Origin of the sequence: Roseovarius sp. BRH_c41, from assembly GCF_000961715.1 — a bacterium.
In the GTDB taxonomy this organism is placed as follows: domain Bacteria; phylum Pseudomonadota; class Alphaproteobacteria; order Rhodobacterales; family Rhodobacteraceae; genus Roseovarius.
The window spans coordinates 49,495-64,972 of sequence record NZ_LADY01000050.1; the positions used below are offsets into that span (position 1 = coordinate 49,495).

At 58.0% G+C, this 15,478-nt stretch carries 17 protein-coding genes; 4 read left to right on the top strand and 13 right to left on the bottom strand.

Features of this window, described 5'->3' with window-relative positions:
- Positions 1 to 114: 114 nt before the first annotated feature.
- The 13 genes from VR71_RS14555 to VR71_RS14615 are packed head-to-tail and all read right to left on the bottom strand — an operon-like array spanning position 115 to position 10,670.
- Complete coding sequence (locus tag VR71_RS14555) at positions 115 to 1,107, bottom strand: cytochrome c oxidase assembly protein (RefSeq protein ID WP_040652273.1); 993 nt, start codon at positions 1,105 to 1,107, stop codon at positions 115 to 117.
- Positions 1,104 to 3,023: a penicillin acylase family protein gene (locus VR71_RS14560; protein ID WP_045685211.1), complete on the bottom strand. Its 1,920-nt coding sequence runs from the start codon at positions 3,021 to 3,023 to the stop codon at positions 1,104 to 1,106. Before VR71_RS14560 ends, VR71_RS14555 begins: the two co-directional genes overlap by 4 nt.
- A 24-nt stretch (positions 3,024 to 3,047) precedes the next feature.
- Positions 3,048 to 3,215 (bottom strand): hypothetical protein, encoded by a 168-nt coding sequence (locus VR71_RS14565; protein WP_043872279.1) that lies wholly within the window; start codon positions 3,213 to 3,215, stop codon positions 3,048 to 3,050.
- Positions 3,215 to 4,786: an apolipoprotein N-acyltransferase gene (gene lnt / locus VR71_RS14570; protein ID WP_045685214.1), complete on the bottom strand. Its 1,572-nt coding sequence runs from the start codon at positions 4,784 to 4,786 to the stop codon at positions 3,215 to 3,217. The genes VR71_RS14565 and lnt overlap by 1 nt, the downstream gene beginning before the upstream one ends.
- A complete protein-coding gene (gene lspA, locus VR71_RS14575) occupies positions 4,783 to 5,277 on the bottom strand; it encodes a signal peptidase II (protein ID WP_009820121.1) in 495 nt (164 codons plus the stop codon). The genes lnt and lspA overlap by 4 nt, the downstream gene beginning before the upstream one ends.
- Positions 5,258 to 6,043, bottom strand: a complete 786-nt coding sequence (locus tag VR71_RS14580) for a ZIP family metal transporter (protein WP_040652270.1) — start codon at positions 6,041 to 6,043, stop codon at positions 5,258 to 5,260. Before VR71_RS14580 ends, lspA begins: the two co-directional genes overlap by 20 nt.
- Positions 6,044 to 6,065: 22 nt before the next feature.
- Positions 6,066 to 6,524, bottom strand: coding sequence for a DUF411 domain-containing protein (locus VR71_RS14585; RefSeq protein ID WP_009820119.1), 459 nt, complete (start codon positions 6,522 to 6,524; stop codon positions 6,066 to 6,068).
- A 3-nt stretch (positions 6,525 to 6,527) separates the two neighbouring features.
- Positions 6,528 to 7,901, bottom strand: coding sequence for a M23 family metallopeptidase (locus VR71_RS14590; RefSeq protein WP_043872277.1), 1,374 nt, complete (start codon positions 7,899 to 7,901; stop codon positions 6,528 to 6,530).
- Positions 7,898 to 8,524: an SCO family protein gene (locus VR71_RS14595; RefSeq protein WP_043872276.1), complete on the bottom strand. Its 627-nt coding sequence runs from the start codon at positions 8,522 to 8,524 to the stop codon at positions 7,898 to 7,900. Before VR71_RS14595 ends, VR71_RS14590 begins: the two co-directional genes overlap by 4 nt.
- Complete coding sequence (locus VR71_RS14600; RefSeq protein WP_008282825.1) at positions 8,524 to 8,991, bottom strand: copper chaperone PCu(A)C; 468 nt, start codon at positions 8,989 to 8,991, stop codon at positions 8,524 to 8,526. Before VR71_RS14600 ends, VR71_RS14595 begins: the two co-directional genes overlap by 1 nt.
- A 28-nt stretch (positions 8,992 to 9,019) precedes the next feature.
- The gene (locus VR71_RS14605) at positions 9,020 to 9,679 is read right to left on the bottom strand and encodes a thioredoxin domain-containing protein (protein WP_008282983.1); all 660 of its coding nucleotides are present in this window, start codon (positions 9,677 to 9,679) and stop codon (positions 9,020 to 9,022) included.
- Positions 9,676 to 10,098, bottom strand: coding sequence for a disulfide bond formation protein B (locus VR71_RS14610; RefSeq protein ID WP_037239850.1), 423 nt, complete (start codon positions 10,096 to 10,098; stop codon positions 9,676 to 9,678). Before VR71_RS14610 ends, VR71_RS14605 begins: the two co-directional genes overlap by 4 nt.
- Before the next feature lie 5 nt (positions 10,099 to 10,103).
- Entirely contained in the window at positions 10,104 to 10,670 is a 567-nt protein-coding gene (locus VR71_RS14615; RefSeq protein WP_008282981.1) for an SCO family protein, read from the bottom strand.
- Positions 10,671 to 11,288: 618 nt separating this feature from the next.
- On the opposite strand from VR71_RS14615, the gene VR71_RS14620 reads away from it, so the two are divergent.
- Genes VR71_RS14620 through ccmI form a run of 4 tightly spaced genes read left to right on the top strand, consistent with a single transcriptional unit; the run spans position 11,289 to position 15,466 of the window.
- Complete coding sequence (locus VR71_RS14620) at positions 11,289 to 13,280, top strand: heme lyase CcmF/NrfE family subunit (protein WP_045685235.1); 1,992 nt, start codon at positions 11,289 to 11,291, stop codon at positions 13,278 to 13,280.
- 4 nt (positions 13,281 to 13,284) lie between these two features.
- Positions 13,285 to 13,836, top strand: a complete 552-nt coding sequence (locus tag VR71_RS14625) for a DsbE family thiol:disulfide interchange protein (RefSeq protein ID WP_027263707.1) — start codon at positions 13,285 to 13,287, stop codon at positions 13,834 to 13,836.
- Entirely contained in the window at positions 13,833 to 14,318 is a 486-nt protein-coding gene (locus tag VR71_RS14630; protein WP_037240132.1) for a cytochrome c-type biogenesis protein, read from the top strand. The genes VR71_RS14625 and VR71_RS14630 overlap by 4 nt, the downstream gene beginning before the upstream one ends.
- A complete protein-coding gene (gene ccmI / locus VR71_RS14635; RefSeq protein ID WP_027263709.1) occupies positions 14,315 to 15,466 on the top strand; it encodes a c-type cytochrome biogenesis protein CcmI in 1,152 nt (383 codons plus the stop codon). The genes VR71_RS14630 and ccmI overlap by 4 nt, the downstream gene beginning before the upstream one ends.
- Positions 15,467 to 15,478 lie beyond the last annotated feature (12 nt).

Sequence of the window (15,478 nt, forward strand, 5' to 3'; positions counted from 1 at the left end):
TGAGCTTGGCCAGCCCGAGATAGTGTGCCCAAAATCTCTGACTGCGACGACGGTGCAGCGAGAATGTCGATCGCGGGAAAAGACGTGGATACAACCTTTGATTTGCTCCTCTGTTCAAAGCGCATAGACAATTGTCACCACCGTCGTCATGACGATGAAGAACATGACCAAGGCACCTATGGCGAGCGTCCGGCCCATGTCGCGGTTTGGCTCTGCTACTTTCAGACGCAATTCTTCGGCCGTTTCCGGAAACTCGAGCGCCGCGGAGTTTGACCCTCGCACCAACTCGTATCGTGAATTCCAGCGACGCACCTCGGCCGCGTTCCACCCGTTCATGACCAGAATGATCGCGGCGATCATCAGCATCGAGGACGGGACCCAGATCGTGTAGCCACCCATGGTTTCGTCGGACAGGGGATCGAGAAACCCGGTTCCCGCCGTTTGGTAGGAAGCATAGAGGCTCACCTCTTTGAGTGTCGTCAAGGAACCCAGAAAAATGTTTGAAACGATCACCGCGAAACCGGAGATCAGCCTTGCGCCGCGCCTCGCGCCCTCAGGGGGATCTCTCGGGTCGAAGAGCATGCCGAAATACCAGATCCCTGCCAGCACCATCGCAAAATGGGCGAACACCTCGATCGCCGCGATGCGCTGAGCAAGTCCGTAAAGCACTGGAATCTGCCAGATAAAGAGCGACGTGATGAGCGCGGCAGTGGCGGTTACCGGATGTGCCAAGAACCGAAATGCAAAAGATTTTCCAAGAGCGTCGAGGTATCGACGCCACCGTCTGTTCAAACCGGCTTGCAATAATCGCCACGGCTGAGAGACCGCGAAGAGTAGTGGTCCTGCAAGGCGGAGGAGAAGGTGCTCCACTTGGTGCACCGAAAAGAGGCTATGCCCCAACGAAGCCAGAGGCGCATTTGTGGCCGCGAGAATGCAGGTCAAGCCAGCGAGGAACAGGGCTTGCCGCCACATAGACACCGTCCCGCGAATGCGAGCGGATCGCACGAGGCCGCGCATGTAGACCCATGCGGCCAAGCTGACGGAAACAAGGGACACTGGCGAAATCGCATACCCAAACGGGTCGAAAAGGAGGAAGTAAGTGATCATCGGCTCCTGTCATTTTGTATTGTCGGCGTATCGACGGATACCGGTGAAAGTCGGGATGTTCCCACAGCGCCACCCCGGGCCAAGGACAGATCAGTGGACATCGTGAGATATTTGCCCTGCATCCACATGAGAAAAAGGTTTTCATAGAAACGTGAGAGCGGGTGGCCGGACTGACCGGCTGGCGCGATGAAATAGGATCCGGCTTCTTCCGAAAACGACATGACCGCCTGAAAATTGGTGCCCGCGCTGGCCGCGAAGGGGCGGTCATTGTCAGAAGAGAACAGCGTTGCAATCAGTGTGTATGGATCGCCCGAAGATGGGGCTTCGAGAGACAGCAGATCGCTGATGATCCCACTCGATCGGATTGGCGCCCACCCCATATTCAAAGCGTGTGCTTCGCCCCAGACCCAATCTGACGGATCGGGTCCGTAGCGGTCGACAAGCCAGCCGATGGCATCATCCAGGGCCGCACGAACCTGATCCTGGCAGGTCTCGATGCGGGTGGACGGGCGGATGTCGCACCAGATTGCGCTCCCTCCGCGATCTGAAAGCACCGCAAATAGGATATCGGCATTTGGCCTGGCCCAGACCGTTGTCGCGGATGGAAATTCATCCTGAAGTATCCGTTTTTGCAACGCGCGCGCCCAGGCCCAGAACACGAGCGGTTCCGGTGAAAAGCGATCCATGTCGCCATTCCATTGGGCAAGTTGACCCAGAATATCGCTGCGAAACTCATCTGCGCGGTTCTCTTCGAGAGCGCCTGCGGAACCCACGAACCAGAGCTCTTTTGCCATTATAGGAAGAAGCGCCCGCGCGGCAGTGCTGACCGTGTCGCGCTGCGCCGCAATCGCGCCCTCGACCGAGAATATCGGTTGCCGCACATCAAGAGCTGCCAGACGGGCGTCTCGAAACGAGAAAGGCGTTTCGACCTCCCTGTCAGGCCAGCGAGCAAGGATTTCTCGGCCGATGGCAAGAATCTCCAATCCGGCTGGTGCCAGGTTCATGCTTGCGTCCATAGCATCGTTCACATCGGCGGACCGCGCCAGACGGTCAAGCATCATCAGAAAATTGCCGGCCTTGGCAGCGGTGGGACTCACTGGCTCTTTAAGGGCAGTCAGTGACAGAGATCGGAACGCCCAAGCGACGCGTTCGCTGCGACCGACGACAATGAAGGGCACACCCGGCATTGTAGCCCCAATCGCGGCTCCGGTCGGGAGTTGAATATCCGCCAGGTACCATTCAGAAGGCAGCGATAAGGGGCCACGTATATCGGCGGCGAGAATTGGTGCTCCCGAAGCTGTTCTGTCTCCAGGCAACGCCCAAGCATCGAGGCTGACCTTGGGCGAGGTCACAAACAGCTCGGGCAAAAGAGGTCGATCTGACAAGCCGGACAGGTCACTCTGGCGTCTCTCGGGTTGAAGATCGTTCAGAAACGCTTGGGCAAGTCTGAGACTATCGACGGGTCTCCAGGCAGCGATCATTCTCTCATCCGCGATCAACAGATCGGGTGAGCCTCTGCCGCGCCCGCCTTCGGATACCAGACCAAGCCACGCGTTGACACCAGCGGCATATGCGTCGAGCGCTTGGGCTGTCGAAGGCTCGACTTCGATCGTCTGGTCAAGTGGCAACAAGGCTTGCGCTGCCCGCCTTGCCCTCAATAACTGGCCAAGCCTGTCCTGAGCGTGAACGAAACCAAGCGCGAAATAGGCGTCCGCAGCGGAGTCTGCAGAAATGTGCGGTATGGCCGCAGCATCTCGCAGAATATCGACTGGACCTTCGATTCCCGCAACACTGAAATCCTCGTCATAGTCGGGGACGGAGGCGCGCAAAAGAAAGTAGACGACACCGGATACGGCCAGTCCTGATGCAAAAATCGCCAGGAGCAAGTACAGTAATATGTTGAACAGTCGTTTCAATTCGTTGCCGGTGCCAAAGCAATCTCAAGACGTGATGCGCAAGAGGATCACCGAGGCGAAAAAAGCGAGTAGGCCGAAAGCAATACCGAAGCCTGTCGCGTATTGAAGTATATCCAGGCGGTTCCCTTTCTGCCGTTGCGCCAGATAGCCACCCCAGAGCGCCCCTCCGACAAAGCCTGCGAGCACCAGCATCACGATTCCTCCGATTTTGATTTTTCTGAATTGAAACGTCGTCTGGCCGATCCGACGGTAAAGGCTAAGGCCCAGACCGCACAGATGAGCGCCAGCGATGTCCAATCACCGAAACGTGCGTAAGGTGTAGGCGCAAGCGCTGTCGGCAGGATGGCATCTATGACTCCAGTTTGTCCGGTCTCGAGGCGCGCGATGATCTCTCCCTTGGCGTCGATGATCGCGGAAATCCCCGTGTTGGCCGCCCGGACCACAGGAAGCCCTTCTTCGACCGCGCGCATGCGCGCGGAGGCGAGGTGCTGCTCGGGGCCGATGCTGGTACCGAACCAGGCATCATTTGTTGCGTTGAAAATCCAGTCGGGGCGAAAAAGGTCATCGACCACCTGGCCCGGAAAAATGATCTCGTAACAGATCGCCACCGCGACCAGAGGCGCACCCGGGATCGCCAGCGTGCGTGGCCCTGGTCCTGGCGTGAAATCGCCCAAACCTTCGGTGAGCCGCTCGATCGGCAGCCAGCCTCTCAGGGGCACATATTCCCCGAACGGAACAAGATGATGTTTTGCATATCCCGTCAGAATTTCGCCGTTGCCGTCATAGGCTTGAACCGTGTTGAAATATCGGGTTTCCCCATCGCCCTCTACGCGGTCAGGCACTCCTGTCAAAAGGATCCTGCCGTCTGGCAGAACCGTGGATAACCGCCTGCGCGCCAAGGCGTCCTCGTCCAGAAAACCGGGAAAGGCCGTTTCCGGCCACAGCAGCAGGTCGAAGCGTCCAGGTTGCGCAGACAAGCTCAAGTATTTTTCCAGTGTTCGCTCGCGGCTGCCCGGTGCCCACTTCTCGACTTGCGGCACATTGCCCTGGACGATGCGCAAAGCGATGTCCGTCGGCGGCACATCCGTCCCTGAACGCAGCGCGCCGCCACCCCAGAGGCCCATCACCGCAGCGGCGAAGAGCACGAGAACAGGCACGCGTCTGTTTGGTGCCGCCACAATCAACACACCGGGCAACAGCCCGATAAAGACCGTGAGAAAGCTTAGCCCATAGCTTCCGACCCAGGCGGCCGGTTGGCGCAGGGCGGCATGTTCGACAAGAGCATAAGCGGCAAGGTTCCAGGGAAACCCCGTCAGGACATGACCGCGCAGCCATTCTGCGGCAACCCAGCAGGTTGCAAGCAGAAGACCTGCCGTAATGCCGCCGACAGCACGGCGCTGCATGATGGTGGCAAATAACATCGCCGCAATCGCTGGGAATATGGCCAGTCCGGCGGACAGTCCCGCGACTGCCGGGATCGCAAGGGCACCGAAACGTTCGGCATCGACGTAGAAGCTCTCGGCGATCCAGGAAACTCCAAACCCGAACTGGCCCATTCCGAAGACCCAGCCGATGAAGAAGGCGGGCGCTGTCGAAACCTGCCGGAGGACGAGAAAGAGTGCTGAGAAGGCGACCGGAACAACGATCAGCCATGAGAATGGTGGAAGGGTTAAAACCGTTAAACCGCCCGCTGCAAAGCTAATCCCTGATCGCAGGGGAATGTAACGGCCACGACCCGTCAGTGGTCGCAAGCCCGCCATCATGTGCCAGTTTTCAACTTGGCGCTCAACCAAGGGGCTATGAGCAGTAGGCCCACGCCACTGACCACGAAAACATCCGCCATGTTGAAGGCGGGCCAATGCGTGGATCCGACATAGAAATCGAGGAAGTCCGTCACACCCCGAAACCGGATGCGGTCGAGGACGTTGCCGAGCGCGCCACCGATAATCGCACCATAGGCGATAGCCTCGGCCCGGTTGTCAGTGCGCAATAACATGACAGTCAACCAGCCGCAGACCGCGAGGGCCAACACTGTAAGGCTCCACCATGGCGCTCCACCAAGTAATCCAAATGTCACGCCATCGTTGCGCAGGTAGATGAGATTGAAACCGGGAAAGACCGGAACTCCGGCGCTCAAATCTGCCGCATTGGCGACGACAATTGCTTTTGTCACCTGATCGACAAGAAAAGCAGTTCCAGCCGCAAAGAAACCTTGGAAATGGGACTGTTTCATCTCATCCTCCCAGCCATACATCGAGGAACAACATGATCACCAGGCCAACCGCGAGACCGAGTGTCGCCCTGTTTTGATGGCCAGAACGGTGGGTTTCGGGAATGATTTCGTGGCTGATGACGTAGAGCATCGCCCCGGCGGCGAAGGCGAGGCCCCATGGCAACAGCGGCTGCGAGATGCTGATGATCCCAGCCCCAAGAAGCCCGCCTACCGGCTCGACAAGACCTGTCAGGGCGGCAATGCCCCACGCACGGCGCCTGGAATATCCCTCACCAAGCAATGAGACCGCTACGGCGAGACCCTCGGGAGCGTTTTGCAGCCCAATGCCAATCGCAAGCGGCAAGCCACCAGAAAGACCGTCAGCCCCGAACCCGACACCAACGGCGAGTCCTTCGGGGAAATTGTGGATCGTGATCGCGATGATGAAGAGCCAGACGCGGCGCAGCGAAGCAGAGTCAGGGCCTTCCCGCCCCGACTTGAAATGCTCATGCGGCAGCCGTTCGTTCATCAGAGCGACCGCGCCCATGCCAAGCAAGATAGCAACACAAACGATGGCCGCCGGGAGAGCACCGTTGTCGAACTGTCCTTCGGCTGCATCGAGAGCCGGGATGATCAGCGAGAAAAACGATGCAGCGAGCATGACACCCGCTGCAAAGCCAAGTAGCAGATCGCGTGTAGCCCGGGATGGGATGCGCCCGAAAAGAACGGGGATCGCCCCGACCGCTGTCAGCGATCCGGCGGCCAGACTTCCTAGAAAGCCAAGGGTAATTGGGGAGAGGGGTTCCAAGCGTTGAGGTCTCGTCGATACGTCAGTCAGCGGCCGAATAACTGCTAAAGATCTCGGTCGATCCATCGCCGCGGATCAGGAAGACCTCATAAGCCTCTCGATCGTCTTCCGGTCCCATGCCCGGCGATCCATAGGGCATTCCGGGCACCGCCAACCCCACTGCATCTGGACGCTCATCCAACAAACGCTGAATGTCTGATGCCGGTACATGTCCTTCGATCACGTAGCCGTCGACCAAAGCCGTATGGCAGGAGACCATGCGCTGAGGCACGCCATTGTCGAGTTTGAAGCGCACAAGAGATCCCCCGAACATGTCCTCGCCTGTCGGCGCGAATCCGCTTTCCTCGAGGTGCTTCATCCAGGACAGACAACAGCCGCAGCCGTTTGTCTTCCGGACATCAATCTGGATCGCATCGGCGACCGCTTGCGCTGCGGGAAACAAGGCCAGCGTGACTGCAAGGGCGGGAGCCAGTCGTTTCATGGATTAAAGCCTTTCGGTTGTTGTTTGCACAAATTCGCTGGTGAGCCTCTCGGCCAGTAGCGAGCGTGCCTCAGCCAATCGCTCAAGTGCAGCCGTGTCATCCGCATCCCGCTCGGCCGCCTCTGCCAGTCTGTCGTCTGAGAGAGGATCGGTCGGGCGACCATCGACTAGAACCTCATAATGGAGATTTGGGCCGGTCGCGGTGCCGGTCGCACCGACGCGACCGATCATGTCTCCGGCCAAAACGCGCTGCCCTTGTTCGAGTGTGTCCGGCACCTCGCTGAGATGTGCGTATCGTGTCAGGGTGTCGGATCCATGCGCTATCTCCACCACCCGGCCATATCCACCACGACGTCCGATGAAGCTCACGCGTCCGGGTGCTGTCGCTTTCACCGGCGTACCGCGGGCCGCAGCAAAGTCGACCCCGGTGTGCATGCGCACATTCCCATAGACCGGGTGTGTGCGACGGCCAAAGACGGAACTCAGCCGCGCTCCTTCCACCGGTTGGGCAAAAACACGCAGGACCTCTCCATCGACATAGATCGTTGCTTCACCGCTGCCGTCATCCGGCCAGACGATCTCGTAGACCGTTTCACCAAGGTCCAGTGTGGCAAAGGCAAGTTCGGGCTGACCGATCCTCTCGTTTCCGTCGCGGGCTTCGCGCCAAAGAATACGCATCGTCTCGCCACCGGAAAGTTCGCGTCGAAAATCTACTGTGCCGCCCAGCATCTGCGCCATGTCGACCGCAAAACGAGCAGGGATGCCTGCTTTGTCCAACGCCGCGAAGACAGAGCTTTCGATCACTGCCTCGCCCGCGAACGTCACCATTTCAGGGTCTGGCTCCAACACGCGTGTGACAAGTTCTTGACCAAAGACCGTTTCGATCCGCACCCCATCGTCAACTGCCAGTTCCACGCGGCTCGGATTTCCGTCCACCTTTGAGATCACAGTGATCTCATGGCCCGGGCGCAATCGGCGCAGGTCATATTCTGCACCAAGCGCGAGCGCGATTTCGGCACGCGCAGGCGCAGCGATACCCGCGTTCGCCAGGACCGCATCCAGCGTCTCGCCCGACGCGATCTCACGCGACCAAGTGATCAAAGGCGGTTCAATCTCGGGCAAGGCGGTTTCTGCGAAGACAGATTGCAAGAGCGGCAGAGGTCGCATTGGGCTAGCATTGTCGGCGTGAAATGCAGCGGGCGGTGTCACATCGTAGTCGGCGATCTGAGGCATCGAGAGCGGATCGGGAGTCCAGAGGGTCGCTTCAGCAATCGCAGGAGGCACTGGCTCTTTAGAAAGAACGCCAGAAATGGCGATGGCGGTCAGCGAAAAAGCGCCTGCGACCACAGCGCTCGCCAAAACAATTCTAATCTTCATGTTGCCCCCTCTACGTCTTCTGTCAGTGCACGCCGGATCTTCGGCACTGCGAATTCTCTTGGCTCGTGATAGTCAATCATGGTGACGAGTTCACCCTTGGCATCGAACAGGAATACGCTTGCCGTATGGTTCATTGTATAGTCGCCGCCTTCGGTCGGGACGCGCTCATACGAGGCACGAAATCCTTCTGCAGCGCGGGCAACCTGGTTTGCCGGCCCAGTCCAGCCGCGAATAGCCGGATGAAAATAGCCGACATATTCGGCCATGGCCTCGACCGTGTCCCGCTCCGGATCGACTGTGATGAAGACCACGTTCATCCGCGCGGCGTCGTCCCCGAGATCTTCAAGCCAACCTGAGATATCCGATAACGTCGTGGGGCAGACATCCGGGCAGTAGGTGAACCCGAAAAACACCATGGTCGGGCGTCCGATCAGGGTTTCCGGGCCCACTTCATTGCCTTCGTGATCGGTCAGTCGGAAATCCATCGCCGACAGGGGGAGAGGCCTTTGGCCGGCCGGTTTTGGTGCACCGGGACCATCCACCCGCCACCAACCGACGCCGAGCATCAGAGCGACAGCGCCTACACCGGCTGCACCGTATTGGACCACATGTCGACGCTGCATCAGCTCTCCGGCCCGCGCGCGGCGATCCCCAGAATTGGGACCTCAACAGTCACTTCACCACCGTCCGAGAACGTCAGTGTCAGTGGGAAGGTCTCGCCTTCGATCATCGGGTTTTGCAGCTTCATGAGCATGGCGTGCAGCCCTCCCGGTTCCAATGCTACGCTTTGGCCCGGTTCAATCGTGATTTCGTCAGCAGGCGCCATAGAACTGACGCCGTCGGCGTTGGTTTTCGTCTCATGGATCTGGGGCATCACGGCCAGTGGTGTTGTAAGCCCGGTCAGCGTGACCGTGTCTTCACCGGTGTTGCGCACAGTCATATAGGCCGCACCAGGGCGGTTGACCCCGATTGAAGCACGGGACCACGCGTTTTCGACGACCACATCCTCCGAACCGGCAAATGCCGGAGTCGACATGCCCGAGAGCAGTAAGACAAGGGTCAAACCGTTGATGTAAGATAGTTTTGTCATGAAGAATTCTCCTGTATCTGGCCGAGCATCAACTTTGGCTGGCCGCAACTTCCGCCGCCACCAGTCGCCGCAGTTCTGCCTCACCAAACGGGTCCAATGGCTTGGCGTTGACGAAGAACGTGGGCGTTTGTCGAACGCCAACCGCTTCGACATCAGCGCGGTCCTGATTGAGCACGGCCACGACACCGGGGGCCAGCATCTGTGTCCGAGCAGCTTCGACATCCAGACCACCGCTTGCGGCAATCTCAAGGATCAAACCCGGTGCCGGAGTGCCATGGGACGCCCATCGCGGCTGCTCGCGCAGGACCGCTTCCAGCACGGGTTCGAACACATGCTGCATCCGCGCAGCTTCGAGAACACGGATCGCTTCCACCGAAGCGTCCCCGTGAAAGGCAGTGTATCGAATGACGACACGGACCGCATCACCGTGCTCAGTCATGATATCCTTGACCACGGGATAGAAGGCGCGGCAGGCCTCGCAAGCTGGATCGAAAAACTCGACAATCGTGACAGGTGCCGTTTCGGGGCCGAGGATCGGGGAATAGGGCCGGATCAGCACATCGTTCACTTCAGGCGCGACAGGGACTGCCTCTGCAATGGGTTGGGGGCGGGTGGCATACCAGGCCGCGCCGCCAAAACCTGCGGCACCAACAGCCAGAACGGATAGAACGAGACCGCGTCGATTCATGTTTGTTTTTCCTTCAGTGAAATGGCCGACAGCACCCCGATCATCGTGAAGGCGACAAGCGCCATCAGCGGAATCGGAATGCCGAAGACCACCTGGTTGTCGTCGGTACAAGAGGGGCCGGTCGCCTTGCAGGGCTGGATCGCCTCGGGGATCAGCCCGACATAGAGGCCGATGTGATACAACGCCACCGCCGCCCCCCCAAGCGCCAGCGCAACGCCATAGCGCCCCACGCGAGGATCTTGCCACCACAGCCCGAGCCCAAGAACGACAGCCAGGGGGAACATGAAGGCGCGCTGGAACCAGCAAAGGACGCAAGGCGTTTGACCAAGAACCTCGCCAATAAAGAGCACGGCAAGCGATGAGATAAGCGCAATGATCCAAGCAAGAACAAGGGCCGTTTCTCCGGAAAGTCGGGTCATGGCGATCAGATCCTCTCTCTCAGATCCGCAAGGATCTCTTCGGCGGGTGTGCCGTAGGGCCAGGAATCGGCGAAGCCCGCCTGCGGATCAAAAAGGAACAGGTGCGATGTGTGCCCCATTGTATAGCCATCCGGCGCGCTGGCCTCTTCGATCCGTTCGAAGTAGATCGGAAAGGTTTCAGCGGTCTCAGCGATCTGATCGGATGTTCCGGTCAGACCGATGATGCCTGCATCAAAGCGCGGCACAAAGTCGGCAAGAGCCATTGGCGTATCGCGTTCGGGATCAATCGAGATGAAGATCGGCTGCACTTTTGCGGCATCCTCGCCAAGTCCATCCATGACCGCCGCCACCTCTGCAAGCGTCGTCGGGCAGACATCTGGGCAATTGGCGAACCCGAAGAACACAAGCATCCAGCGACCCGCAAAGTCCTCTTCGGTGCGGATCATGCCCATATGGTCCGTCAGTTCGAACTGCGCAAGGAAAGGTGGTTCGGTCTCGGCTTGGGAAATATCGGCGCGGTAGTCCGCCCACAGTAACAGCCAGATGAAAACGAGCGCCGCGACGCCCGCCAATACCCATAGCACTTTTTGAAGACCTGAAAGCTTCACGCCGCTCCGCCCGAATTTGATTCTATATTTTAAGCGCGTTTACACCCTCTAGCTACTGTAGGTTCAAGCGTGATTCTTGCCCTGCGGCAGCACGTCACGCACCTGTGAAGCTAATGCTCTCTATTCAGCGCTTCAAAACCTGCCGTCACTCAATGTTTCGCTGCTTCGTCTGACCCTGCAGGTGGCCATCAAGGGAAGGCAACGGCAATTTCCGCTAAATCCGACGCCTGCGGAAACCGGGCCTGCAGATACAAAGCTGCTACGCAGATGCACTGCAAGCATGGGTCATTTTTTAAGGTATCAGTCTAAAATAACGCTTGAACCTACAGCGACTACAGGAACTACAAAGGACGCGAATCAATTGTCGGATCCTGCTCACGGCATGCACGCGCAAAGAACTTCATCCCATTCGGTTTTCCGCCCAACCCCAACTCGGTTGCGATTCACAGAAGCGAACACAGGCGGAAAGTGGAGAATGTCGCGATATGATCTCACTAGAATGGACGATGAACATGCTGAACTATCCCGATGCGGAAACCTTGTCCGGCTCGGATGCAGAAGCGCTACTCAGGAGGACGCAAAATGACACCTGAGATCGGACAATTCGCCCTTACCCTCGCGCTTGCCGTCGCGATTGTTCAAAGCATCTTGCCAATTGTCGGAGCAAGCACGGGACGCGTGCTTTGGATGGAAAGTGCAAAGACAACAGCGGTGCTTCAGGTGACGTTAGTTGCAATTGCGTTTGGCGCGCTCATGCGCTCCTTTGTTGTCAGTGATTTCACGGTTCGAAACGTGGTTGAAAATTCCCACTCTCTGAAGCCGATGATCTTCAAGGTTGCCGGCACTTGGGGCAGCCACGAAGGGTCTCTAGTTCTCTGGACCTTTATTCTCGTACTTTTCGGGGCTGGGGTCGCGCTGCTGGGCAGAAACATTCCGGTTGGTCTCAAAGCGCGAACTCTATCCGTTCAAGCCTGGATCAGCGTCGGTTTCCTGAGCTTCATGCTCTTTACATCCAATCCGTTCGAGCGGGTGTTTCCGCCGCCTCTGGATGGCACAGACCTTAATCCTCTGCTGCAGGACATCGGGTTGGCGATGCATCCCCCGCTCTTGTATTTTGGGTATGTCGGCTTCTCGATCGTCTTCTCCTTCGCGGTCGCGGCTCTGATAGAGGGTCGGGTGGATCCCGCATGGGCGCGTTGGGTGCGGCCTTGGACTCTGACGGCCTGGATCAGCCTCACTGCGGGGATCGCACTCGGCTCTTGGTGGGCCTATTACGAACTTGGCTGGGGCGGCTGGTGGTTTTGGGACCCGGTGGAAAACGCATCCTTCATGCCATGGCTGCTGGGTACGGCACTCCTGCACTCCGCTATCGTCACGGAAAAGCGGGACACGTTCAAAAGCTGGACCATTCTTTTGGCCATCCTGACCTTTTCACTGTCACTTCTGGGGACATTTATCGTCCGATCCGGCATTTTGACATCCGTTCACGCGTTCGCGGTCGACCCGGCGCGCGGCGTGTACATTCTCGGCCTTCTTGGCGTAACCATTGTCGGCTCACTGACACTTTACGCATGGCGCGCGCCTCAGCTTGGATCGGGTGGCGTATTTCGGCCGATTAGCCGCGAGGCGGGGCTTTTGCTCAACAACCTTCTGCTCGCGACCGCAACGGCGACCGTCCTTTTTGGAACACTCTATCCGTTGTTTGTGGAAGCGGTGACTGATGAAAAGATCTCTGTAGGACCACCGTATTTCAACGCGACGTTTATCCCTTTCATGCTGCCGCTAGTCATCATCATGGGAATTGGCCCATTCCTGTCTTGGAAACGGGCCGATCTTCCCGGTATCTGGCAGCGGCTGCGTTTGGTTTTTGGTATCGCGATTGGTGTTGCGGGGATCGTTTGGTACCTTCAGACAGACGGGCCCCTGCTTGCAGTGGTCTCAATAGGGATTGCAGCCTGGGTTTTTGTTGCAACGTTGCGCGAATGGGCGTTGCGCATCAAGCTCTTTGATTTACCCCTTTCACAGTCGCTGCGTCGCGCGCGGAACTTGCCGCGCGCTGCGCACGGTATGACGCTCGCGCATCTTGGCGTTGCAATGCTTGTGCTTGGGTTTGTAGGTTCCACAGCCTGGAAGGAAGAACGTGTTCTTTTCGCAGAACCGGGGACGACCGTGGAAATCGCCGGTTTTGAGGTAATATTCGACGGTGTCGAACGGTTGCGTGGTCCAAACTACATCGCACAACAAGGCCAGCTTCGCGTCTTGAAAGATGGACAGGAGATTACGCTTCTTCGTCCAGAGCGCAGAAACTATCCAGTTGCGGGGACGTCCACAACCGAATCTGCAATCCGATCAACGCTCAGAGGTGATCTCTACGTCACCATCAGTGAGCCTGCGACCGAAAAGGCGTCGGGCCAGTGGAATTTGCGCATTCTCTACGAACCACTGGTTAATTGGATATGGATCGGAGCGACGATGCTGGTGCTTGGCGGGTCCCTTTCGCTATCGGACCGCAGATTGCGGGTGGGTGCGCCGTCGCCAAAAAGCCGGTCGTCAGCGCTTCAACCGGCGGAATGATATGATGAAGAAAATCCTTCTCGCGATGCCAGCGCTGGTCGCAGTGGTCTTGGGTGGATTTTTGTTCTGGGGGCTCAACCCAGACCGAGATCCTAACGCAATTCCTTCCGCTTTGGTCTCCGAACCAGTTCCGGATTTTGAGCTTCCACCGGTAGAGAGCACGCAGACCCCCGGACTGTCGGCCGCAGCCCTTCGTAGCATTGGCGAGCCGGTTTTGGTCAATGTATTCGCTTCATGGTGCGTGCCCTGTCGTGCTGAGCATGCGGTGCTAACCAGGCTTGTTGAACAGGACGGTGTTCGGCTGATGGGGATTAACTACATGGACAAACCAGCAGATGCCGCAAACTGGCTGGAGGAGCTTGGCAACCCCTATGAGAGGATCGGATCAGACAGCGAGGGCCGGGTCGGTATCGAATGGGGTATTTCGGGGGTGCCTGAGACGTTTGTGATCGATGCGAACGGTATCGTAGTCTATCGCTACGTTGGTCCCATTGTGACGCCAGAGGCACAGGATGAAATTCGTGCTGCGTTGGCCGCAGCAGGTGGTCAATCATGAAGAGTTGGCTCTATTCACTGGTGCTGATGCTTGCCGCAACAACCGCGGCATGGGCTGTGGAGCCAGATGAGTTGCTGGATGATCCGGTGCTTGAGTCGCGCGCCCGGGAGCTCTCAAAGCAGCTACGCTGCGTTGTCTGCCAGAATCAGGATATCGATAGCTCAAATGCGGGTGTTGCCCGAACGATGCGCACCTTGCTGCGCGAACGTCTGATTGCAGGTGAAACAAATGACGAGATCATTGCGTTTTTCGTAGATCGATATGGTGACTTCGTCCTGTTCAGGCCGCGACTGAAACCCGCCACGTATCTGTTGTGGTTCGGACCAGCGGTTCTTTTTGCCGTTGGGATTGGCGTTGTCTTTGTCACAATCAGGTGCCGAAGCAGGGCCGTTCTTGATGGCACTGCTGATCCACTGAGCCCCGATGAAGAGCGTGAGTTCGAAGCCATTTTTCATGAAAATGAAGGACGGAGAGACCCATGATTTGGTTGGTGTTAGGCGCGATGGCATCCATCACTGTCCTTCTGTTCTTGTCCGGTCTCTATCGAACGGGTGAAGTCCTGAACAGAAAGGATGGAGCGTTGGTTATCCTCAAGGATCAGCTTTCCGAAATTGATACTGATCAAGAGCGGAATCTGATATCCGTTACCGAGGCCGACGCGGCCAGGGTTGAAATCAAACGCCGCATTCTGGCTGCCGGTCGGCTTGCGACACGTGAATCGTCGCGCGCAAGTGGGCGAAGCACCATCTTCGCGTCCGCCATTGCCACGCCATTGGTAGCCTTCGCTCTGTATTCTCAAATCGGCTCGCCACAGATCGAAAGCCAGCCTCTGGCGTCTCGCGCATCTGAAACCCAGGAAGCCGCAAACCTCTCAGAGTTGACCCAGAGACTAAAAACCCGGCTTGAAGCAGACGAGTCTGGTGGACCAAGTGATGGTTGGGTTCTGCTCGGTCAGACCTATATGCGTATGGCTCGTTACGATGATGCCGCCGATGCATTCGAACGCGTCACTGTCCGCGACAATGCAGATATCTCAACCCTATTGCTATATGCCGAGGCCTTGATCGCAGCCGAGAACGGGATCGTGACGCCGCAAGCGGAAAGCGTGATCGAACGCGCATCGGAGATGGACCCCGATGATCCAGGCCCAATTTTCTATAGAGCCCGGATCCTCGAACAGGACGGGGTTCCAGATGAAGCGAGGACGCTTTTGATCGAGCGCCTCAAGAGAGCGGATCGCGCCTATCCGTGGATGGAACTTTTCCTGTCTGTCGCCAACCGATTGGGGGAACAGGTTGGAGAGAGCCCTGTCACCCTAGCTGATTTCTTTCCGGACTCTCGGGACGCGCGTAGCCCCGGTGCGGCCGATATCGAGGCCGCTCAGGACATGTCGGTCGAGGAACGCAGCGCTTTCGTCCGCTCCATGGTTGACCGCTTGGCGGCGCGATTGTTGGATGACCAAGACAATCTTGAAGGATGGCTTCGGCTTGCGGAGGCGTACAGTGTATTGGGTGACTTTGATGCTGCCCAGAACGCCGCCGACAATGCGCGCACCTTGGCCGAAAGCCTTCCGGAAACCGACCCTATGCGTGCCGCCGCCACGGCCCGATTGGATCGGATCAACAAATAAATTGGGGCCGCG